This is a genomic window from Kitasatospora sp. NPDC004669 (assembly GCF_040609455.1).
GTDB lineage: Bacteria > Actinomycetota > Actinomycetes > Streptomycetales > Streptomycetaceae > Kitasatospora.
Genome location: NZ_JBEXKB010000024.1, coordinates 12,947 through 33,941, shown reverse-complemented (window position 1 = coordinate 33,941; position 20,995 = coordinate 12,947). Strand labels below are relative to the sequence as shown.

20 protein-coding genes and 1 pseudogene are annotated in these 20,995 nt (G+C 74.0%); 6 read left to right on the top strand and 15 right to left on the bottom strand.

Annotated elements, in window-relative coordinates; translation table 11 throughout:
* Positions 1 to 61: 61 nt before the first annotated feature.
* The 3 genes from ABZW30_RS21160 to ABZW30_RS21150 form a co-directional block, all read right to left on the bottom strand.
* Positions 62 to 1,021: a zinc metalloprotease gene (locus ABZW30_RS21160; RefSeq protein WP_355672678.1), complete on the bottom strand. Its 960-nt coding sequence runs from the start codon at positions 1,019 to 1,021 to the stop codon at positions 62 to 64.
* 122 nt (positions 1,022 to 1,143) lie between these two features.
* The gene (locus ABZW30_RS21155; RefSeq protein WP_355672677.1) at positions 1,144 to 1,791 is read right to left on the bottom strand and encodes an AAA family ATPase; all 648 of its coding nucleotides are present in this window, start codon (positions 1,789 to 1,791) and stop codon (positions 1,144 to 1,146) included.
* 156 nt (positions 1,792 to 1,947) lie between these two features.
* Positions 1,948 to 2,874, bottom strand: a complete 927-nt coding sequence (locus ABZW30_RS21150; protein WP_355672676.1) for an LLM class F420-dependent oxidoreductase — start codon at positions 2,872 to 2,874, stop codon at positions 1,948 to 1,950.
* A 142-nt stretch (positions 2,875 to 3,016) separates the two neighbouring features.
* Here ABZW30_RS21150 and ABZW30_RS21145 point away from each other — a divergent pair, with 142 nt between their 5' ends.
* Together ABZW30_RS21145 and ABZW30_RS21140 are read left to right on the top strand one after the other, a co-directional pair.
* Positions 3,017 to 3,370 carry a DUF6401 family natural product biosynthesis protein gene (locus ABZW30_RS21145; RefSeq protein ID WP_355672675.1) on the top strand — a complete coding sequence of 118 codons (354 nt, stop codon included), beginning with the start codon at positions 3,017 to 3,019 and terminating at the stop codon, positions 3,368 to 3,370.
* Positions 3,371 to 3,491: 121 nt separating this feature from the next.
* The gene (locus ABZW30_RS21140) at positions 3,492 to 4,280 is read left to right on the top strand and encodes an alpha/beta hydrolase (RefSeq protein WP_355672674.1); all 789 of its coding nucleotides are present in this window, start codon (positions 3,492 to 3,494) and stop codon (positions 4,278 to 4,280) included.
* 140 nt (positions 4,281 to 4,420) lie between these two features.
* Here the strand turns inward: ABZW30_RS21140 and ABZW30_RS21135 are convergent, their stop codons facing one another.
* Positions 4,421 to 5,416 carry a winged helix-turn-helix domain-containing protein gene (locus ABZW30_RS21135; protein ID WP_355672673.1) on the bottom strand — a complete coding sequence of 332 codons (996 nt, stop codon included), beginning with the start codon at positions 5,414 to 5,416 and terminating at the stop codon, positions 4,421 to 4,423.
* 119 nt (positions 5,417 to 5,535) lie between these two features.
* Here ABZW30_RS21135 and ABZW30_RS21130 point away from each other — a divergent pair.
* A pseudogene (locus ABZW30_RS21130) lies at positions 5,536 to 5,646 on the top strand (AraC family transcriptional regulator); the annotation flags it as partial.
* Positions 5,647 to 5,660: 14 nt separating this feature from the next.
* On the opposite strand, the gene ABZW30_RS21125 reads toward ABZW30_RS21130, so the two are convergent.
* Together ABZW30_RS21125 and ABZW30_RS21120 are read right to left on the bottom strand one after the other, a co-directional pair.
* The gene (locus tag ABZW30_RS21125; RefSeq protein ID WP_355672672.1) at positions 5,661 to 7,136 is read right to left on the bottom strand and encodes a HAMP domain-containing sensor histidine kinase; all 1,476 of its coding nucleotides are present in this window, start codon (positions 7,134 to 7,136) and stop codon (positions 5,661 to 5,663) included.
* A complete protein-coding gene (locus ABZW30_RS21120) occupies positions 7,133 to 7,852 on the bottom strand; it encodes a response regulator transcription factor (RefSeq protein WP_355672671.1) in 720 nt (239 codons plus the stop codon). Before ABZW30_RS21120 ends, ABZW30_RS21125 begins: the two co-directional genes overlap by 4 nt.
* A gap of 232 nt (positions 7,853 to 8,084) precedes the next feature.
* On the opposite strand from ABZW30_RS21120, the gene ABZW30_RS21115 reads away from it, so the two are divergent.
* From ABZW30_RS21115 to ABZW30_RS21105, 3 genes are read left to right on the top strand one after another with little or no spacing between them, the layout of a single operon-like run.
* A complete protein-coding gene (locus ABZW30_RS21115) occupies positions 8,085 to 9,452 on the top strand; it encodes a ferredoxin reductase family protein (RefSeq protein WP_355672670.1) in 1,368 nt (455 codons plus the stop codon).
* A gap of 33 nt (positions 9,453 to 9,485) precedes the next feature.
* Complete coding sequence (locus ABZW30_RS21110; RefSeq protein ID WP_355672669.1) at positions 9,486 to 9,968, top strand: FMN-binding protein; 483 nt, start codon at positions 9,486 to 9,488, stop codon at positions 9,966 to 9,968.
* Positions 9,969 to 9,974: 6 nt separating this feature from the next.
* Positions 9,975 to 10,751: an FAD:protein FMN transferase gene (locus ABZW30_RS21105; RefSeq protein ID WP_355672668.1), complete on the top strand. Its 777-nt coding sequence runs from the start codon at positions 9,975 to 9,977 to the stop codon at positions 10,749 to 10,751.
* 46 nt (positions 10,752 to 10,797) lie between these two features.
* On the opposite strand, the gene ABZW30_RS21100 is transcribed toward ABZW30_RS21105, so the two are convergent.
* The 9 genes from ABZW30_RS21100 to ABZW30_RS21060 form a co-directional block, all read right to left on the bottom strand.
* The gene (locus tag ABZW30_RS21100; protein WP_355672667.1) at positions 10,798 to 11,811 is read right to left on the bottom strand and encodes an NUDIX domain-containing protein; all 1,014 of its coding nucleotides are present in this window, start codon (positions 11,809 to 11,811) and stop codon (positions 10,798 to 10,800) included.
* A 90-nt stretch (positions 11,812 to 11,901) separates the two neighbouring features.
* A complete protein-coding gene (locus tag ABZW30_RS21095) occupies positions 11,902 to 12,117 on the bottom strand; it encodes a hypothetical protein (protein WP_355672666.1) in 216 nt (71 codons plus the stop codon).
* A 223-nt stretch (positions 12,118 to 12,340) separates the two neighbouring features.
* Positions 12,341 to 13,360, bottom strand: a complete 1,020-nt coding sequence (locus ABZW30_RS21090) for a hypothetical protein (RefSeq protein ID WP_355672665.1) — start codon at positions 13,358 to 13,360, stop codon at positions 12,341 to 12,343.
* Positions 13,357 to 14,277: an ABC transporter ATP-binding protein gene (locus ABZW30_RS21085; protein ID WP_355672664.1), complete on the bottom strand. Its 921-nt coding sequence runs from the start codon at positions 14,275 to 14,277 to the stop codon at positions 13,357 to 13,359. The genes ABZW30_RS21090 and ABZW30_RS21085 overlap by 4 nt, the downstream gene beginning before the upstream one ends.
* A 19-nt stretch (positions 14,278 to 14,296) precedes the next feature.
* The gene (locus ABZW30_RS21080) at positions 14,297 to 14,704 is read right to left on the bottom strand and encodes a GntR family transcriptional regulator (protein ID WP_355672663.1); all 408 of its coding nucleotides are present in this window, start codon (positions 14,702 to 14,704) and stop codon (positions 14,297 to 14,299) included.
* An 81-nt stretch (positions 14,705 to 14,785) separates the two neighbouring features.
* Positions 14,786 to 16,219 carry a DUF2079 domain-containing protein gene (locus ABZW30_RS21075; protein WP_355672662.1) on the bottom strand — a complete coding sequence of 478 codons (1,434 nt, stop codon included), beginning with the start codon at positions 16,217 to 16,219 and terminating at the stop codon, positions 14,786 to 14,788.
* A 192-nt stretch (positions 16,220 to 16,411) separates the two neighbouring features.
* On the bottom strand, positions 16,412 to 17,833 hold the full coding sequence (locus ABZW30_RS21070) for a sialidase family protein (protein ID WP_355672661.1): 1,422 nt from the start codon (positions 17,831 to 17,833) through the stop codon (positions 16,412 to 16,414).
* Between the two features lie 131 nt (positions 17,834 to 17,964).
* Entirely contained in the window at positions 17,965 to 20,520 is a 2,556-nt protein-coding gene (locus ABZW30_RS21065) for a DUF4132 domain-containing protein (RefSeq protein ID WP_355672660.1), read from the bottom strand.
* On the bottom strand, positions 20,521 to 20,916 hold the full coding sequence (locus ABZW30_RS21060) for a hypothetical protein (RefSeq protein WP_355672659.1): 396 nt from the start codon (positions 20,914 to 20,916) through the stop codon (positions 20,521 to 20,523).
* Positions 20,917 to 20,995 lie beyond the last annotated feature (79 nt).

Below are 20,995 nucleotides of genomic sequence, written 5' to 3'. Positions count from 1 at the left end.
GTCGGCGTTTGCCACGCCGCATGCAGCCGGGCGCTGCTCTACCCCGCCGTCCACGACTGACTCAACGGCGGTACGCCGCCCACGAGTTCGCCATCCGCTGGACCTGTCCCGCCGTGAACTGGCTCATGCAGGAGTCGTAGCTGTAGTCCATGAAGTTGTGGATCGGGTCGAGTCCGAGGCCCGGACAGGTGTGGCGGCCCTCGGGGCAGCCGTAGCCGGGGCGGCGCTCGGGCGGGGTGTCGTCCACGTAGTCGCCCGGGGGCAGGCAGCCGCCCTGGAAGGTGTGGAAGAGGCCGAACCAGTGGCCGATCTCGTGGGTGGCGGTGTTGCCCTCGTTGTAGTGGGTGGCGGGGCCGCCGGGCAGCGAGTCGTCCAGGATCACCACGCCGTCGTCGGTGGGGTTCGAGCGGTAGGCGCTGGGGAAGGTCGACCAGCCGAGCAGGGACTGCCCGAGGTGGGCGATGTAGAGGTTGAGGGTGCCCTGGTCGCCCTTGCGCAGGGCGGTCTTCATCGCCTGCTCGGTGGCGGAGCCGGGGGTCATGCCGGTGTACCAGTCGGCGTTGTCGGTCCAGTCGGTGCCGGCCAGCTGGAAGTGGAACTGGCTGGCGGTGTTGCCCTTGCCCTGGCCGCCGTAGGTGGCGTTGAGGTGGTCGATCTGGGCGGCGACGACGCCCCCGTCGAGCCGTCCGGCGCCCCCGGCGTGGATCACGTGGACGTACACCGGGACGGTGGTCGGGACGGCGGTGAGCGGGACGCGGGTGGTGCCGAGCTTGGCGAGCCGGTCGTCCAGGTCCGCCTGCATGGCCTGGGCCTGGGCGGCGCTGACGGCGTTCGGGTCCTTCCCGGCCTGGCTGCCGGCCGGCTTGCGGGCGGCGGCGTCGGTGCCGTCGCACACCGCGGCGGCCGCGGCGTGGTGCGGGGCCGGGGCCGCGAGCTGGCTGAGTCCGGCGGCGGCGACCAGCGCGGCGGCACAGGGGAACAGGCGGGGGGCGCGCGAGCGCACCCGGGCAGTACGGCGCATCAGCGCTCCTGACGGGAAAGGAGGTGACGGGGTGTCGCCCGCGCCACGGGCCCGCCCGTCGGCGACCGGGCGCGGTGACCGACGAAGAGCCGCCGGCGGTGCCCGGCGCGGCTTCGCCGAGACTACGACGCCGTGAAGTCGATCTCCCGCAGGGCGCGCGCGGCGGCCCGGTCGACTACCACGGCCGACGCACAGCCGGCCGGCGGCCGCCCCGCCCCGAGCAGCAGTCGGCGCAGTCGGGCGGCGGCGCCGCGGTGCCGGGCGAAGGCGTAGTGCGAGACGCCGCGTCCGCGTCGTCGCTGGCCCGCCCGGGCCTCGGCCGGGTCGACGTCGAGCAGCAGCAGGTGCACCCGGCGGCCCTGCCGGGCGGCGGCGCGGGTGAGCCAGGTGCGGACGAAGGGGAGCGTGCCGCAGTCGTGCACGGCGAGCGGTCCGCCGTCGAGGACGGCGCGGCGCAGCCGCCGGTAGTGGGCGAGCCGGGCGAGCGGGCGGTAGAGGGCGTACGGGAGGCGGCCGGGCAGCCGGGCCGCGTACTCCTCGCGGACCTGCTGGGAGTCGACCAGCGGGGCACGGACGCTGCGGCGCATCAGGGTGCTCTTGCCGCTGCCGGGCAGTCCGGTGACCACCAGCAGGTCGTCGGCGGGGTAGTGCAGGGCGGCCGGGCCGGGGCCGCGCAGTTCGTGCAGGCCGGTGCGGATGACCCGGTCGTCGGCGGTGCGGGGCGACGGCACCCGGGGCACCGCCGCCCGCGCCGTTCGTGTTCCGGCCACCGGCCCTCCCCCCGCCGTTTCCTGGTTCCTCCCCCAGGAGCATGGCGCATTCCCAAGAATGAGTAAAGACCCGTGGTCAGGGCAGGTACGGAGGGCCGGTGCGGGTCACCGGGGGCTGCCCGGCAGGATCCGCCGAGCAGGGCCCCGGTCCAGCTGCTAGCCCAGCTGCGGGGCGACCCGGGAGGCGATCAGCTCCAGGTGGTCCAGGTCGTCCAGGTCGAGCATCTGGAGGTAGACCCGCCGGCTGCCGACCGCCGCGTACCGGCCGATCTTCTCCACGACCTCGTCCGGGGTGCCGGCCAGGCCGTTGGCCTTCAGTTCGTCCACCTCGCGGCCGATCGCGGCGGCCCGGCGGGCCACCTCGGCGTCGTCCCGGCCGACGCAGGCGACCAGGGCGTTGGAGTAGACCAGCTCGTCGGCCGAGCGCCCGGCCCGCTCGACGGCGTCCCGGACCCGGCCGAACTGGGCGGCGGTGTCCTCGGCCGAGGCGAACGGCAGGTTGAACTCGTCGGCGAAACGGGCGGCCAGCGCCGGGGTGCGCTTCGGGCCGTGGCCGCCGACCAGCACCGGGATGCGCTCCTGGGCGGGCTTGGGCAGCGCGGGCGAGTCGGTGAGGGTGTAGTACTCGCCGGCGAAGTCGAAGGTGTCGCCGAGCTTGGTCTTCCAGAGCCCGGTGATGATCTCCAGCTGCTCCTCCAGCCGACCGAACTTCTCCTTGGGAAAGGGGATGCCGTAGGCGGCGTGCTCGGCTCCGTACCAGCCGGCTCCGAGGCCGAACTCGACCCGGCCGCCGCTCATCGCGTCCACCTGGGCGACCTGGATCGCGGTGACGCCCGGCAGCCGGAAGGTGGCTGCGGTCATCAGGGTGCCGAGGCGGATGCTGCGGGTGTCGCGGGCGAGGCCGGCCAGGGTGATCCAGGCGTCGGTGGGGCCGGGCAGGCCGTCGACGTCGCCCATCTTCAGGTAGTGGTCGGAGCGGAAGAAGGCGCTGAAGACTCCGAGGTCCTCGGCGGTGCGGGCGACCTTCAGGAGGGTGTCGTAGCTCGCACCCTGCTGGGGCTCGGTGAAGATGCGGAGATCCATGCGGCCCATTCTGGTACAGACCACCCGGTCGTGAGCGCAGGGAACCGGCCATGCCACGGAACGTTCCGAAGGTGGCCAAGGTCTCAGCACGGAACCGTCACGGGCCCGCTTCGCCGCTCGGTGGTTCGCCTACCGTGGACGGATGTTCGCGACCCCCGACGAATCGTTCCGGCCCTCCCCCGACGGGCCGGCCGGCTGCCCGCTGCCCGGCATCGTGGCCGCCTTCACACCCCGGCTGGCCGAGTTCGCCTTCGAGCCCGGCTTCGTCGCGGCGGTGGACCAGCACGCGGCGATGCTGCGGGAACTGCTGTACGCGCAGGGACCGGAGCTGGCGCCCTGGCCCCTGGACCGAGGGGAACTCGCGGACTACGCGCTGGGCTTCCTGGACGCGCTCGCCGAGATCGGCTGGCGGGAGCCGGTGGGATACGACTACGCCGTCACCCGGCTGACCGCGATCTGCTGGCTGGTGCGCGAGCACGGCCTGCTGGAGGCCTGAGCCACCCGCCCTGACCGGGGTCGATGCCCGGTTGTCCGGGATGGTTCCGTCGGGTGAACGCTCCGGCCGTCCGCACGCGTACAGTGGCGGTCCGGAGGAACGGGCCACGGAGCGGGGCGGTGTGACGGTGATCGGAAGCGGTACGGACAGCAGCGGCACGGCCGGCGGTAGCGCCGCGCACCGGGTGCTGCAGTGGCGGGCCCGCCCCGCGGAGGTCCGGGCCGCCGTCCTCGTCCTGCACGGCGGCGAGGAGCACAACCTCGCCTGCCCCCGCCGCCTCAACCTGCCGTTGCTGCGGATGCACGGCTTCCTGCGCTCGCTGAGCCGGGACACCGCGGGCGCCGGGATCGCCGTCGGCACCGTCCGCTACCGCCACCGCGGCTGGAACGGCGAGCGTGCCGACGCCGCCCGGGACGCCCTGGCCGCCCTGGACGAGGCGGCCGCACTGCTCGGGCCGGTGCCGACCGTCCTGATCGGCCACTCCATGGGCGGCCGCGCCGCCCTGCGGGCCGGCGGCCACCCCTCCGTCACCGGGCTGGTCGCCCTCGCCCCCTGGTGCCCAGCCGAGGACCCCTGCGACCACCTGGCCGGCCGCGACGTCCTGCTGCTGCACGGCGACCGCGACACCGTCACCCCGCCCGCCGACACCCACGCCTTCGCCGCCCGCAGCCGCGCCGCCGGTGCCCGCGTCTGCGGCTACACCGTCACCGGCAGCGGCCACGCCATGCTCCAGCGCATCCCCGACTGGCACCGGGCCACCACCCGGCTCGCCACCGCTCTGCTGGGCCTCCGCCCCCTGCCGGCGGAGACGGCCTCGGCGCTGGCGCTGCCGCCCGGTTCGCGGGAGGCGCTCACCCTGGCGCTGCCCCGGCAGCCGCGGGTGGCGCCGGAACTGCCGGCGAACGTCTGAGACGGGGCGACGGTCGGTTCAGCGGGGTCAACCGGCCTGGGGCCTGTCCGGCGGATCTTGCCGGACAGGCCCCAGGCGCCGGTGCGGTGGGCGCTGAGGTCGGAGTGGCGCTTGAGCAGGACGGCCGGCTCCGAACCAGCTCACTGGGAGACGCCCCCCGTGGGCGGTGCGGGCAGGTGGCCCGCCAGCAGGGCGTGGCCGAGCGGGGTGGGGCGGTGGGTGACGGTGCGGCCGGCGCGGTCCTTGGCGGTGAGGCCGGAGTCGGCGAGGACGGTGGCGTGTTCGCTGGCCGAGGCCGTGGAGATGCCGAGCCGCGCGGCCAAGTCCTTGGTGGAGCAGGGCCCGTGGTCGGCGATGACCTCCAGGGCGGCGGCCCGGGTCTGGCCGAGCAGGGCGGTGAGGGTGCGGCTCGGGGTGGGTTCGGGTTCGGCGAGCAAGGGGCCGTTGATCCTGGCGGGGTAGAGGAGGACGGGCTGCTGCCCCGGGTCCTCGAAACGGGCGATGACGGGGCGGCGGACGCCGAACACACAGGGCTGGAGCAGCAGTCCGCGCCCGTCCAGCCGCAGGTCGTGCCGACAGCCGCCGGCCAGCGGGACGGCGAGCACCGGGCGGTGCCAGGAGAGCGCCGGGTGCAGGGAACGCAGCACCTGGTCCGGCTCGGTGAGCCCGCCGCGGCGGCCGTGCTCGGTGGTGACGATGGTCTCGATCTGCCGCCGGTAGGGGTCGATCGCCCGGGTCTGGTACTCGGCGGTGACGTTGCCGAGCAGCTTCCTGGCCCGCCGGTCCCCAGCCGCCACCCCGCGCGCGAAGGCGCTCAACTGCCGTTCCCCGCCCACCGATCGCAGGTGCTCGCGGAGCGGCTCCTCGGGCGCCTCGGCGGTGGCGCTCTCGGTGGCACCCGGGTCGCGGCGGACGGTGAGGAACTCGGGGATGGCCGAGCGGGTGTAGAGGTCGAAGAGCAGCGCGGTGCGCGGGTTCCAGGACGCCCGCAGGCGGTCCCGCCAGGGCTTGAAGCGCGGATCGCGGTGCCCGCTGACCAGGGCGTGCACGCTCAGGGACAGCTCCATCGACATGTCCGGACGCGCGGCCACCCGCAGCCGCTCCAGGTCGTCCTTACCGAAGAAGATTCGCAGCACGAACACGATCGTCACCCCGAAACCGCCCCGGCCGCAAGACTGTTCGGCGAGGACCGAATCGTTTGCGGGCGGCTCGGGGGCCCGGCCAGGCTCGGAGGGGACGTCGGGGTGACGGACCGCTCGAACGCGTCGCCACCGCCTGTGGGTTCGGCACCACGGACACCCCGGTGCGTGCCTGCCGCCGCCGGCCGGACACCACGCCGACGGACGACCGGCAGCGCTTCCGTACGGTCACTCCGTACGGTCACGCACCCGGCAACCGTACGGTGAACCTCGTGCGGCCGGGCCGGCTCGCCGCCGCCACCGTGCCACCGTGCGCCTGGACGACGGCGTGGACGATGGCCAAGCCGAGCCCGGTCGAGCCGGTGGCGCGCGAGCGGGCCCGGTCGCCCCGCACGAAGCGCTCGAAGACCCGGTCCAGCAGCTCCGGAGCGATCCCCGGGCCCTCGTCGGTGACGCACAACTCGACCTGATCCGCCGCCGGTTCGAGGCTCAGCTCGACCCCGGTGCCGGGCGGGGTGTGGGTACGGGCGTTGGCCAGCAGATTGGCCACCACCTGGCTCAGCCGGTACTCGTCCCCCGCCACCAGCACCGGTTCCTCGGGCAGGGCGAGGCGCCAGCGGTGCCCTGGACCGGCCGCGCGGGCGTCGGCGACGGCGTTGAGCGCGATCCGGGTGAGGTCCACCTCCGCCCCGGCCAGCGGGCGCCCCGCGTCCAGGCGGGCGAGCAGCAGCAGGTCCTCGACGATCGCGCCCATCCGCAACGCCTCGGCGTCGATCCGCTCCAACGAGTGCCGTACCGGCGCAGGCACCTCCCCGGGATGGCGCAGCGCCAGCTCGGCGTGGCCGCGCACGGTCGCCACCGGGGTGCGCAGCTCATGGCTGGCATCGGCGGCGAAGGCGCGCAGCCGCTCCTCCACCGCGTGGCGGCGGGCCAGGGCGTCACCGACGTGCCCGAGCATCCGGTTGAGCGCCGCGCCGACCCGGCCGACCTCGGTGCGCGGGTCCGCGTCCGGCACCCGCTCGGCCAGCATCACGGCGCCGCTGGCGAGCGGCAGGGCGCTCACCCGCTCCGCCATGCCCACCACCCGCCGCAACGGGCGCAGCGACCAGCCGACCCAGACCGCCCCGGCGGCGCCGGCCGCGGCGACCGCGATCGCGAAGACCGTCAGCTCCAGGGTCTCCAGCCGTTCCACGGTGTCCTCGGCCGGGCGCAGCGGCAGCCCGCTGACCAGCACATCGCCGTCCCGCCCGGCCACCGCGCGGACCCGGTAGCGGCCCAGCGTCCGGCCGAGGTCCAGGGTGTCGGCCGGGCCGCCGACCGGAAGAGTGGCCAGCGCGTGCTGCTGGGCGGCAGAGAAGGCGACCCGATCGTCCTCGTCGTCGGGGTTGTCCGCGTCGTCGGCGTCCCCGTCGACCACACCGGCGGCGGTGACCCGGCCGTCCAGCAGCCGCACGCCCAGGGTGCCGGGGGTCTGAGCCCGGGTGTCGGGGCCGGCGCCGGTACCGGTGTGCTCCAGGCTCGCGGCGTAGCGGCCGCCGGCCTCGGCGAGCTGCTGGTCCAGACGGTCGACCAGGAAGTGGCGCAGGGCGGCCGCGGTGGCGAGGCCGACGGCGGCGCACGTGACCACGAGCAGCACCAGCAGGCCGGCGATCAGACGGGCGCGCAGGGTGCGGGGGAGGATCCTTCTGACGAGGCTCACCGGGCCGACGAGGTTCACTGCGCCGCCTTGATCAGGTAGCCCGCGCCGCGCACGGTGTGGATCATCGGGCTGCGGCCCGCGTCCAGCTTCTTGCGCAGATAGCTGATGTACAGCTCCACGATGTGGGCCTGCCCGCCGAAGTCGTACGACCAGACCGCGTCCAGGATCTGTGCCTTGCTGAGCACCTGCCGGGGATGGCGCATCAGGTGGGCGAGCAGCGCGTACTCGGTCGGGCTGAGCTCGACGGTCTCGCCGCCCCTGGTCACCTCGCGGGCCCGGTCGTCCAGCACCAGGTCGCCGAGCACCAGCGCGTGCGCGGGCAGTTCGCGCGGCCCGGCGGGCGGGGCGGCGCGGCGCAGCAGCCCGCGCAGCCGGACCGCCACCTCGGCCAGGCTGAACGGCTTGGTCACGTAGTCGTCGCCGCCCGCCGCGATGCCCTCGATCCGCTCCTCGACGGCGTCCCGGGCGGTGAGGAAGAGCACCCGCACCTCGGGCTGCTCGGCGTGCACGCGGCGCAGCACCTCCAGGCCGTCGAGGTCGGGCAGCATCATGTCCAGCACCACGGCGTGGGGTCGCCACCGGGTCGCCGCCTCGACGGCCTCCAGGCCGGTGGTCGCGCCGCGCGCCTGCCAGCCCTCGTAGCGGACGGCGCCGCAGACCACCTCCACCAGGTCCGGTTCGTCGTCGACGACCAGGACGCGCCAGTCCGGGCGGTCGGTGGCGGTGTCGTCCATGGTGCTCCTCGGTTCGACGGCGGGCGGTGTTCATTCTGGCCTGCCGCAATGAGAAAGCCGTGAGATCGCCGGGGGCGGTTCGTGGGCGGGTATATCGGCTCTGACCTGCGGCGATTCCGCTTCCAATGGCCGTCGGCACCGGGGTCTTTCAGAGGTGGTTCAGAGCTTGCGGTGCGATCGTGGACCGCCTCGACGGGGCCGCGCCGCCGCCGGGAGTTGAGGAGGATCCCCGATGACCACTGCCACCGTGCCGAAGTCCCGGCCGGGTGCCGCCGGCCCGCGCCACCGGGCGGCGCCGCGCCCGCCGCTCGCGCTGCCGCCGCGCGCCGCCCTGGGCCTGATCGCCGCCGGGGCGCTCGGCACGCTCGGGCTGTGGTGGGTGAACACGACGGCCGTGGTCGGCGCGGCCGGCTGGCTGACCGGCGCCGGGCGGATCACCGGGCTGCTCGCCGGGTACGCGGCGCCGGTCCTGCTCCTGCTGATGGCCCGGCTGCCGCCGGTGGAACGCGGGGTCGGCGCCGACCGGCTGGCACGCTGGCACGCCTTCGGCGGGCGGTGGCTGGTCGCCCTGGTCTCGGTCCACCTGCTGACCGTCATCTGGGGCTACGCGCTCACCGACGGGCGCGGGCTGGTCGACGAGGGCGTGGAGATCGTCTTCCACTACCCCGAGATGCTCAAGGCGACCCTCGGCACCCTGCTGATGCTCGGCACCGGCGCCGTCTCCGCCCGGGCCGCGCGGCGCCGCCTCTCCTACGAGACCTGGTACTACCTGCACCTAGCGACCTACCTCGCGGTGGCACTGGCCTTCGCCCACCAGCTGGCCACCGGCGCCGACCTCGGCGGCGGGCCCGGCCAGGCCGCCTGGTACGCGCTCTACTTCGGGACGGCGGCGCTGCTCGGCTGGTACCGGCTGCTGCGCCCGTGGCTGCTCGACCGACGGCACGGGCTGCGGGTCGCCGAGGTACGGCCGGAGGGCCCCGGGGTGGTCTCGCTGTTCCTGTCCGGGCGGCGGCTGGATGAACTCCGGGCCGAGCCGGGCCAGTTCTTCCGGCTGCAGTTCCAGGCCCCCGGGCTGCGCTGGGCCGCCAACCCGTACTCGCTGTCCGCGCCGCCGCACCCGGAGTTCCTGCGGTTCACGGTCAAGGACCTCGGCGGGCACAGCGCCGCGGTCGCCGGGCTGCACCCGGGCACCCGGGTGCGGGCCGAGGGGCCGTACGGGGCGTTCACCGGTCGGCAGCAGCGGGAGCGCCGGGTGCTGCTGCTCGGGGCGGGCGTCGGGATCACACCGCTGCGGGCGCTGTTCGAGACCTTGCCGGGCCAGGTGACGCTGGTCCAGCGGGCCCGCCGGGCCGAGGACGTGCTGTTCCGGGCCGAGCTGGCCGAGGTCGCCCGTCGGCGCGGCGCGGCGGTGCACGAGCTGCTCGGCTCGCGGGAGCAGGTCGGGGACCTCGGGGCGGCACTCGGCCGGCTCGTCCCGGACCTGGCCGGCCACGAGGTGTACCTGTGCGGGCCGGAGGCGCTGGCCGAGGAGGCCGTACGCGCGCTACGGGCGGCGGGGGTGCGCCCGGGGCGCATCCACCGCGAGTCCTTCGTCTTTTGAATCTTCCTACGTACCTGAGGAGTTGTGCCGCTCATGCGCCGAGCCGTCGTCACCGGTGCCGCCACCGCAGCCGGGGTGGTGCTGCTGCTCTCCCTCAAACCGCACGAGGCGGCCGGGCCCGCGCCGGTGATCAGCTCGGGGTCGGGGTCCACCGATTCCGGCTCCGCCGGTTCCTCCCCCGCCCCCTCGGCTTCCTCGGCTCCCTCCGCCTCCCCCGCGCCCGCCTCCTCCGGCGGCGCCACCCGGAAGGTCAGCGGGGACACCGTGAACACCCGTTACGGCCCGGTCCAGGTGCAGGTCACCCTCGCCGGGAGCCGGATCACCACCGTCGACGTGGTCAAGTACCCCACCCAGGACCGCCGGGACCGCGAGATCAACAGCAGCGCCCTGCCGATGCTCAACCAGGAAGCGATCTCCGCGCAGAGCGCCCAGATCGACGTGGTCAGCGGCGCGACCTACACCAGCGACGGCTACGTCCGCTCGCTGCAGAGCGCGCTCGACCGGGCGAAGAGCTGAGGCCCGGTGCTGCGCCACGCCGAGCCCGTGATGGGCACCGTCTTCTCGATCGTCGTCCGCGACCCCGGCCCGGACACACCCGAGGTGCTGCGGCGGATCGCCCGGCGGCTGCACCGGATCGACGCGGTGTTCTCGACGTACCGGCCGCAGAGCGACATCAGCCGGCTCGGGCGCGGTGAACTCGCCCTGGACGACTGCGACCCGGAGGTCCGTCCCGTGCTCGCGGCCTGCCGTGAAGTGGCCGCTCAGACGGACGGCTACTTCACCGAACGGCCCGGCGGGCGGCTCGACCCCAGCGGCTGGGTCAAGGGGTGGGCGGTCGAGGAGGCGGCCGCGCTGCTGCGCACCTCCGGCGCCCGGCAGTACTGCGTCAGCGGCGGCGGGGACGTGCAGACCTCCGGCGGACCGTGGCGGATCGGCGTCGCCGATCCCCGGCAGCCGGGCCGGCTCGCCGCCGTACTGAGCGGCAGCGACCTCGCGGTGGCCACCTCCGGCACCGCCGAACGCGGCGCCCACATCCTCGACCCGCACACCGGCCGCCCGGCGGACGGCCTCGCCTCGCTCACCCTGATCGGCGCCCCGGGCACCGGCATCGCCCGTACCGATGCCTGGGCCACCGCGGCCTTCGCCATGGGCCCCGAGCGCGCGCTGGTGTGGGCCGCCCGGCGGCCGGGCGTCGAGGCACTCGCCGTCCTGCCGGACGGCACGAAACGCTGGACGCCCGGACTGCCCGGGCACCTCCCGCCGTCCGGCCCGGCGGACTGGCAGCTCGCGGCGCGTTGACATCGCTGTTCAGTCGACATCGCTGTTCAACGATCGCTGAGGCCCTTCACCCCCGCGCCCGCTGCGCCGCCCGCCAGGCCTCCCGCGCCACCAACGGCGCCAGGTAGGACCAGCGCCGCGAACCGTCCGGACAGACCCCGCCCTCGACCAGCTCCGACACCGCCCCGCGGGTGAACGGCACCCACACCGCCATGTCGTGCTCGAAGGTGCTGTGACAGGCCTCGCGACGCCGGTCGACCTCGACGGCGTCGAGCCGCGCCCGGACGGTGGCGACCAGCGTGTAGCAGGAGGCCGGCTCACTCCAGCCCAGCCAGCCGATCACCGCCGGCCCGACATCCTCCGGCAGCAGGCCCAACTCCTCCTCCAGCGCCCGGTGGACCAGCGCGTAGAAGTCCTCGACCGCCCCCGGCTCGTCCCGGTACTTCATCGTCTCGTTGATCCCGACCGTCCACTGCGCCGGGAAGGTGTTGACGGCCAGCGAGCGTCGGAGCAGCAGCAGCCTCCCGGCCCGGTCCCGCACGGCCACACAGGCACTCACCATGGTCGGCGGCGCCACCGCGACGAACGCCGTCAGCCCCTGCCCCAGCGCCTCCCGCAACAGCCGGCCGGCCTCCGGATCCTCCCGCCCCAGCCGGGTGGTGGCCATGCACTCCGCGTAGTCACTCTCGGCGATGCCCACCTCGCACACCCGGGCCGCACTGTGCTCACCGTGGTCGACCGTCAGCCGCGCGATGTACGCGGTGCGCCCCGCAGCGCCGGCCGCCCTCTGCCGCGCCACCTCCTCGGCCCAGCCGACACCGTCCAGCACGTGCGGGCGCTGCAGCCGCCCCTCGTACCCGGTCACCAACGTCCCCGGCGTCAACGGCCGTGTCACCGACCAGGTGATCAGCGGCACCAGCCCGTCCGCCTCCACGTCGTGCGCCCGCGCCGCCGCCGTCAGACTCGCCCGCCGCACCCACGCCAACGGAACCCGGGACCCGCCGAACTTCGCGAAGTCGTACACCAGATTGGTCACCACTCCGAGCAGCAGCGCTCCCCCGATCCCCAGCAGCCACTCCACCCGGTCCCCCGACTCTCGCGCCCGACCGCCCCATTGTGGCGGCGCTGGCACCTGAGCGGAAACCCTTTGGGGGCGTGCGTCGACCTCCGGTCAGGAGATCGGCAGCCAGCCGGTCTGGATCAGACTGCCGTAGCGCCGGTTCGGGGTGACGTACATGCCCCGGCCCGGCGTGCGTGGTTGAGGCGCGACGGTGCCCAGCAGGACGCCCTCACCGACGTCCCCGGAGAGCACCTCGCCGATCACCTCGGCCCGCACCGTGGTGCCGTCCCCCAGGTCGATCGTCTCCACCGTCACGTCCCCGGCCACGCCTCTCCCCTCCCACAGCGACCGCCGAACCGGCCGCGCCACAATACCGCGACCACCACGCCACCGTCGGTGCTGTTCGACAAGGTCGCGCAGCGGAGGCGGTTCCGGCCGCTCGGGTCGGGGCGCCGTCGGGCACCGGGGACGCCGCTCGACATGGCGGTGCGCCGTACGCCCGTCGCAGGAGTCCACGAGGTGGGCGAGGTTCCACGGCCGAGGTGACCGGTCAGCGCCGGATCCGCCGGAACACGGCCACCAGGATCAGGGCGGTGAGCCCCAACAGGATGCCGGCCTCGACGAGTTGGATCGGCACCAGGTGATCGGCAGGGTGGTACTTGAGCCAGGAGGCGGTGGCGTCGTCACACTGGTGCGTGAAGACACACGCGTCGCCGTCGACGCGGCTGCCGTCGGGCATGACGACGCCACGGTCGATCAGCCAGGCGTTGGTGGGCTGCGCGGCGCCCAGTCCGGTCGCCTTGTCCCTCAGCCCGGTCACCTCGTCCACCACGGGGTAGAAGGAGGGCCGGCCCTGGCGGATCAGGCTGTGGACGCCCGCGACCAGCGCGGCGGTGAGGAACATCGCGGGCAGTGTGCGGCGCACCAACTGGCCGATGAGCACGCCCAGGGCCAGCGCGAACAGCGACCAGGCGACCGGCGCGATCCCGAGGGCCGGGTAGGTGAAGAACTGGAACGGCGGGTCGAAGGCGATCGGCCCGTGCACGATGTCCACCCACCACACCCAGCTCATCAGCGCGGCCAGCACACCGGAGAGGGCCAGCACGGCGGCACCGGGCACCGCCAGGCGGGCGGCCAGCCAGCGCACCGGGCTGACGGACTGCGCGCGGATCAGCCGAATGGTGCCGCGCTCGTACTCCTGGGCCAGCAGCGGCGCGCCGATGAAGACGCCGATCAGCAGCGGGACGGCGGTGACGGCGGGCTGGAGGATATGGACGTACCAGTAGGTCGGCCGGTTGATCGGCGCGAGGAGGGCCCAGCACTGGGCGCTGGACCAGGTCTCGGGGCTGTAGCAGCCGGTCCGCCGCAGCACGCCGACGGTGTGGCTGCTGCTGATGTGGATCCAGAGCAGGTCGGCCGCCGCCAGGACCAGCAGCACGACCAAGGTCCAGAGCAGGAAACGGTTCTGACGGATCGACAGCCAGAGCAGGCCGCGCAGCGGAGGGGCGGCCGGGCGGCTCGCGGCGGCGGGGGCGGCGGATCGGTCGCGGGTCAGGGCGTCCGTGCTCATGCGGCGACCCCCTCGTTGCGACGCTCGGCGGCGCGGGTGGCGGCCGGGCCCGGGTCGGCCGGTGCGCGGAGGTAGCCGAGCAACAGGTCCTCCAGGCTGGGGCGTTCGCTCTCCCACGGGCCGTCCAGCGGTTCCCCGGTGCGCACCAGCGCGGTGGCCCGGCGCCCGCCGACCCGGTGCTCGACCACCAGCTCGGCCGGGAGGCCGGCCGCCTCGGCCGGGCCGGTGAGCAGCTGGTGCCCGTCCAGGATGTCGTCCAGGTCGCCGGCCAGCCGGACCCGCCCGCGCTCGACGAACAGCAGGTAGTCGATGACGCCGTCCAGTTCGGGGAGGATGTGCGAGGACACCACGATGGTCGCGCCGCGCTCGGCGGCGACCGACATCAGGATGCCCATCAGCTGGTGCCGGGCGAGCGGGTCGAGGTCGGCCATCGGCTCGTCGAGCAGCAGCAGGTCGGGCAGCTTGCCGATTGCGAGCGCCAGGGAGACCCGGGTGCGCTGGCCGCCGGAGAGCGAGCGGATCCGCGCGCCCGGCTTCAACTCACCATGGTCGACGATGCGTTGGGCCGCCGCCTCGTCCCAGACCGGGTTGAGCTCACGGCCCATCCGCAGGGTGTCGGCGACGGTCAGGCCCGGATAGAGTGGCTTGTCCTGCGCCACGTAGGCGACCCGGGCACGCAGCCCGGGCGTCGCGGCGGGCTCCCCGAGCACCAGCAACTCGCCCTCGGTGGAGTCGAGTTGGCCAGAAGCGAGGGAGAGCAGGGTGCTCTTGCCCGCGCCGTTGGAACCCACCACTCCGCAGATCCGGCCCGCCGGGACGGTGAAGTCGCAGTCGCGCAGGGCCCAGCCGCCCCGGTACCGCCTGCCGAGGCCGACCGCCTCCAGCGCCGGCGTCATGGTCGTCGGGTCGTCGTCCACCCGGTCCCCCTAGAGTTTCTCAGTTCGGTGTTGCCGGGGAGACCCCGGTGTCAAAGCGCTGCTCCAGTACGGAAGCCATCAGCGCGGCGATGTCCTCGCGCTCCAGGCCGACCTCCCGGGCCCGGTCCACCCACCCGACCAGGTCCGCCCGCAGCGGCCCGTCGGCCGCCGCCTCCGGCCGGGCGAGCGAGCGCCGGACGAAGGTGCCGAGCCCCGGGCGGGGCTCGACCAGCCCCTCGCGTTCGAGTTCGCGGTAGGCCTTCAGCACGGTGTTGGGATTGATCGCGGTCAGCTCGACCACCTCACGGGCGGTCGGCAGCTTGTCCCCGGGCTGGAGCAGTCCGAGCCGCAGGGCCTGCTTGGTCTGCTGCACGATCTGCTGGTAGGTGGAGACGCCGCTGCGCCGCTCGATGCGGTACTCGATCACACCCGTTGCGGCCTTTCACTAGTTCAATAGTGGAATGGTGGCCCACCGCGGCGCACGGGTCAAGCTGAACCCGGGGGGTGGTCAGGGACGTTTCAGCAGCAACAGGCCGTCCTGGTCGACCAGCCGCCGGTAGCCCAGGCCCCGGTACGCCGCCAGCATCCGGGCGGTGTCGGCGGTGGCGCACGGGGACTGCACGCTCGGGTCCCGCAGGTCGACCACCACCCACTCCGGGGCCGGCGCGGTCGGCACCTGGCACACCAGGGTGACCTCCGCCCGGCCGGTGAGCTGCGCCGCCAGCCGGTTGGAGGCGGCGACGGTGGCGTCGTCGGGTATCAGGCGCAGCACCGCCCGGGTCTCGGTGAGCCGGGGCGAGGTGCTCCAGGCCTCGGGCATCACCGCCTCGTGCAGCGGGTAGAGCGGCAGCGTCACGGCCGTCACCAGCACCGTGACACCGAGCCCGCGCCGGACGCGGCGGGCGTCGCGGTGGCGCAGCGCATCGACCAGGGCGGCGAACACGATCGGCATCAGCACCGCGCTGTAGTGGTAACTCACGCCCCAGTGGTGCGGGTTGGTCGACAGCAGCCGCCAGATCAGGGTGGGCACGCAGAGCAGGACCAGCGGCGAGCGCAGGCAGAGGAAGCCGCCGGTGGCGGCGAGCAGGAACAGCAGCAGCCATTTGAGCGGCGGCCACCCGAGCCGCAGCGGCACCGTCCAGAGCGAGGGTTTCGCGCCGCCGTCCAGCTGCTGCCAGTAGTCGAAGCTCCCGCTCGGGTTGAACGACGGCAGCACGACCAGCAGGGTGAGCGCGGCCGCGGCGACACCGACGACGGCGAGGGCGAGCCCGGACAGCGCACCGCCCCGGCGCCGCCGGGCCTGCCAGGCGATCAGCAGGCCGACGGCGGCCACCGTCAGCCCCAGGTCCTCCTTGACCAGCAGCAGCGGCAGCGACCAGAGCGCGGCGGCCAGCGGTCGGCGCCGTCCCAGCGTGGTGGCGGCGAAGGCTAGCAGTGGGACGGCGAACGCGATCTCGTGGAAGTCGTCGGTCGCCGCCCGGACGATCCCCCAGGAGGCCCCGGTGGCGCAGCCGATCACCAGCGCCACCCGCGGCCCGGCCACCTCGTGCGCCCAGCGGGTGAGCGGGACGACGGCCAGCGCCATCAGCAGCGCCTGGGCGACCAGAAGGGTGAGCGCACTCGGGAAGACCCGGTAGACCGGGGCGAGCACGGCGATCAGCGGGTGGAAGTGGTCCCCGAGCAGGTGGTAGCCGGGCCCCTTGAGCGGCACGATCGGAGCGTGCCCGTGCGCGTACGCCCGCACCGCCTGCTCGAAGATGCCCAGGTCATAGGCCTTGGTGAGGCCGCGTCGGTGCCGGTTGACGGCGACGCAGGCGTACAGCGCGGCGAACCCCGCCGCCAGGCCCCAGGCCGGCACGGCGGGTCGGCGCCGAAGGGGCACCGCGCGCGGCAGCGGTCGGGGCGGGCTGGACGGACGGGGTGAGGAGAGGGCCAGAGACATCGGCAAAGTACCCTTTCACTATTCGATTAGTGGAAGGGTGGTGGAACTCCGAGCCGCCGTCAAACCCGGTCCGGCTACGCCGACCGGGCCTTCACCACGCCCCCTGATCCGGTAACTCGCCTGAAATACGGCGTGGTTGCCCGCGTCGAGTGACGCACGCGGGCAACCACGCCGCAGGTCAGGTCAGGGACACTACGGCAGGGTCACCCCGACCGTCGCGGCCCAGATGTCGTCGTTCGAGGCCGTGGGCGCGACGGCGCTGCCCCAGGCCAGCACCAGCCGGGTGGGCGTCATCGCGGAGAACCCGAAGGTGTCACCGGGCCACACCGTGGCGGTCCCGAAGTTCTGCGAGACCTGGACCGGGGCGGACAGCCACCCCTTCGTCGTCGAGAAGGTCCGCAGGTACTGGGCGTAGCCGCGCGGGTCGCTGCTCGACAGCCAGCCGACGTACGCGATCCCGGGCGGTCCGGCGACGACCTGCATGACGTGCGGGGCGTTCAGGGTGTCCGCGGGCGCCTGTACCGGGGTGGACCAGGTCGCGCCGTGGTCCTGCGAGTACGACAGCCATCCGGTGTCGGTGGTGGTGCCCTGGGTGTCCCAGGTCGCGTACAGCGTCCCGTCCGGGCCGAGCGCCTCCGCGCCGTCGATCCACCACTCGCCGTTGTTCATCGTCCCGGCGTCGGCGCCGATCCGCACCGGCTGCGACCAGGTCGCGCCGCCGTCGGTGGAGCGGGTCGCGTACGTGTAGGCGACGGTCAGGTTGTCGGTGGGGACGTTGGTCACGACGTAGCCCTGGTAGAGCACGTCGATCGAACCGTCCGGCTCGACCACGACGGGCGCGCTGTCGGCGCCGCTGTTCGGGTAGCCGGGGCTGATGTGCGACATCGGGCCCCAGGTCCGGCCGCCGTCGGTGGACTTCTGCATCACCGCGTTGACGTCACCGGTGGCGAAGGCGCAACTGCCGCTCGGGGCGCAGATGAACGTCACCGCTGCCGCGCTCGGCCCGTAGTCCCAGGTCAGGTACAGCGCCCCGTCGGGGCCTGCGGTGATGAAGTCCCGGTCGCCCCAGTTGCCGGCGTCCGGCGGGACCACCTCACTGACGGTCTTGAAGCTGGCGCCGTGGTCGGTGCTGACATCGACGACGGGGTAGGTCTGGCCGGAGCGGGAGACCATGAACGCCACGTAGACCGCGCCGTCCGGCGCGACGGTGATCGCCGGGTCCCAGCTGCGGCTGCCCTTCTGTCCGACGCTGCCCGGCAGCGTGACCGCCGTGCCGAAGGTCGTTCCGCCGTCCAGCGAGCCCGCGAATCCGATGCCCTTGCAGCCGATCCAGGTGTCGTAGACGGCGTTCACGGCCGGGTCGACGGCCTGGATGGTCTCGGCGTTCTGCCCCGTGCACGAGGCCGAGATGTTCGCCGGGGTGCTGATCGCGTAGGACGCGGTCAGCCCGACGGCGTGGTCGTGGTGTTCCGTCGGCTGGACGGGCTGGGCGGAGCCGCGGGTGTCGACCGGCGCCGCCTGCGCCGGTCCCACCCCGAGGGCGAGGGCGGTGACCCCGGCGCAGAGGCCGGCTATCAGGGATCTGAGCGTGGCGCGACGTGGACGTGCGTACACGGCTGATCTCCTCCGGATGGAAGCGGGTTGAGGGTGGTGGGGCCGTCAGCACCGCCGTTGCCTCCGGCCCCCGGACGGGATTCCCACAACTGCCGCTTCCGAAGCCCCCGCCCCGAGCCCCGCCGTCCGGCTCATCGTCCGGACGGCGGGGCTCCGACCGACGTCTCAGGCGGTCGGCGCGGGGCGATCTGACTGGTGATGGTCGGGTCGGTGATGGCGTTGTCGCGGGCCAGCAGCAGCGCCTTGCTGAGGATGACCGCCATCATGTGGTCGCCCTCGAAGGGCAGTTGCGGCTGCCCGTCGGCCGGACCGTCGGAGCCGGGCACGATGCACAGATAGGTGTCGTTCGGCGACATCAGGATGTTGCCCGAGCCCAGGTGGATCCGGTACGTCCGCAGTTCGCCGCGGACCTCCAGGAAGCGGCCGTCCACCGTGCAGCGATCCCCCACCGCGAGCCGGGGCAGCAGCCGGGCCAGCAACTCGCCGCGCTCACGCGCGCTCTGCGACAGCTCGCCGAAACTGTGCGACTGCCAGTAGTCGCGGTACCGGCCCTCCGGTCCGCCGTCCGACCAGGTCGGGTCGTTGCCGACGCTGGTCACGCCCACGAACAGGTCGACGTCGCGCAGCACCTCGCTCAGCACCAGCGGCGGCACCTCGGCGAGCGGTACAGGGTCGGCCTCTTGAACTCCGGCCCGCATGACCGGACCGTAGTGGCCGGAGCCCGCCTGGGTGAGGTTCTCCGGCGCGTCGATCGGGTAGAAGCGCACCTGGTCGGTGCCCAAGTGGGCGAAGTTCGCCCCCCAGTCCGCGTCCATGCCGTGCACCCGGAACTCGGCGCGCAGCCCCCACTCCGGCAGCAGCCGCTTCGGGACGGCGAAGGAGTCGTCCACCGCGAGCTGCAGCTGACTGTGCCAGCCCCGGGCCGAGGCCAGGGCGTGGAACCGGTGCTGGCGCAGGACGTGCGCGGCGAAACGGTTGGAGTACACCCGGGTGTGCTCCTCGGCGGCGGTGAGCAGGTACACCTCCCGGTGCGCCTGCTTGAACGGCTGGACGACGCCGTGGCTCTCCAGCACGGCGCGCCAGGCGAGCACGTTCTCGGGCGGGCAGGCGACCGGGTGCCACAGCTCGACCGAGGCGTCCGCGACGGGCGCGAGTTCGTCGCCGGTCACGGTGCGCAGCGCGCCGTCCAGCCAGGCGCAGGCCGTGCCGTCCACGGTCCAGATCAGCCGACGGGCCAGCGTGCCGACCAGCGGGTGGTCCAGCAGGCGCTGCCGCCACGGGCCGTACCGCCAGCTGCGCCGCGCCAGGAACTGGCGGTCCAGCCGCTCGGACTGGGCGGTCAGCATCTTCTCCAGGTCCTTGACCGAGGCCTTGAACTCCTTGAGCTGCTCGGCGTGTTCGCGGCGCACGACGGCGGGCGGGGTCTTCACCGCCCGGCCGGCCTCGTTGTACCAGGCCTGGCGGACCCGGGAGCCCTCCACCACCAGCTCCACCCGGGCCTCGCCGAACCGCTCGACGCGCCCACCGATCTCGGTCAACCCGTAGGAGGGGACGGCGAGTTCCTCGATCTCGGCCCGGCTGAGACCGAGTGCGGCGGCCCGGTCCCGGAGCGCCTTGTCCAGCTCCTTGACGGTGCCCTTGTACGTCACCCGGGTGGTGAGGACGGCCAGTTGGGCGAGACCGTCCTCGCCGTCCAGACGCGCGAGGCAGTGCACGGCGGCGTTGGCGATCTTGGGGGCCTGGGGGCCGATGCCCGGCACCTTGCGCAGCGCGCACTCGACCAGCCGGCCCAGCACCCGGGCGCTGTCGGGGTGGGCCGGGGTCAGCGGCAGCAGCAGGGCGATTCCGCGCAGCGCGTCCAGGTTGTGCGGGTCGAGCTGATCGGCTCCCTCGCCGTTCGGGTCCGCGACCAGGTCGAAGGTGCGCGGGCGGCCGACCAGCGAGAGCCACTCGGTGATCCGCTCGCGCGCCCGCTCGGGGCCGACCGCGTCGATCAGCGCCCGCCCGGTCCGTTCCCAACGGACGTTCGGCTTGGGGGACTTGATCTGGAGGGCGTGCTTGATCAGGGCCGCCCACGGCCCGGCGCCCTCCCCCGCCGGATCGAGCTCGTCGAGGTCGGCCACGACCCGGTCGGCCCAGGCCTCGCCGGGGCTGAGCAGCGGCTCGGTCAGCGCGGCCGCGAGGTCGGTGACCACGCTGTGGTGGGGGCGGATCGACAGGGCCGTCCGGCGGACGGCGGCGACCACCGCGCCGTCGACCGGTCGGCCCGCGGCGAGCTCGTCACTGATCAGTCGCTCGGCCTCGTGCAGTTCGGCGAGGTGCCACTGGCGGCCCAGCAGGTGCAGCCGGTCCTCGCGGAGCTCGCGGGCCGGCCCCTGCGGAAAGCCCCGGGAGACCATCGAGGCCAGCCGGATCAGCGCGCTGCGCTGCTGTGTCGCCTTGTCGGTCGGCACGGGCCGCCAGAGCATCAGCATCCAGTGCACCAGGCTCGCCACCAGCGCGCCCCGGGTGTCGCGGTGCAGCTCCAGCACCCGCTCGCGGACGGGCACCACGCGCTCGGCGGACCAGTCGCCCCCGACGACGGTGTCGACCTCCATCAGCGCGCTGCCGATCGCGTCCACGTCCCCGGTGTCGAGCGCGTCGAGCAACCGCCCGACGGCGGGGTCGAGCAGTTCGGTCGTTGTCATTCAGCCACCTACCAGCGGAACGAGTTCCAGGAAGCACACCTCGGTGTCGGTGCGCAGGTCCAACTCGGCGTCCAGCTCCTCGACCTGGCGGTCGCCGACGAGCACCAGGAACCCGTTGCGGCCGAACGCCTCGACCGCGCTCAGGAACTGCCGCTCGGGGTCGATCGCGTGGTCCGGCTCCCGCAGCCGGTACCCGTTCAGGGTCCGTTCGGCCTCGGTCGGCTGCACCAGGCCGTGGAACACCTCGGGGCGGCGGGCGTTGTGCTCGGCCGCCTCCTGGAGCACCCGGCGGCGGATCAGCTCGCGCAGCGTCAACCGCTCCTCGTCGACGGGCAGCCGCCAAGCGTCCCGTCGCAGCCCCGATGTCGTCTCGTCGACGAAGGTCACTGTCGCCATGGCGCAGACCCTAACCAGCGGCACCGACAGCCGGCCCGGCGGGACGGGTCCGGCGGCCGGCCGGCCCGTGCGGGGCTGT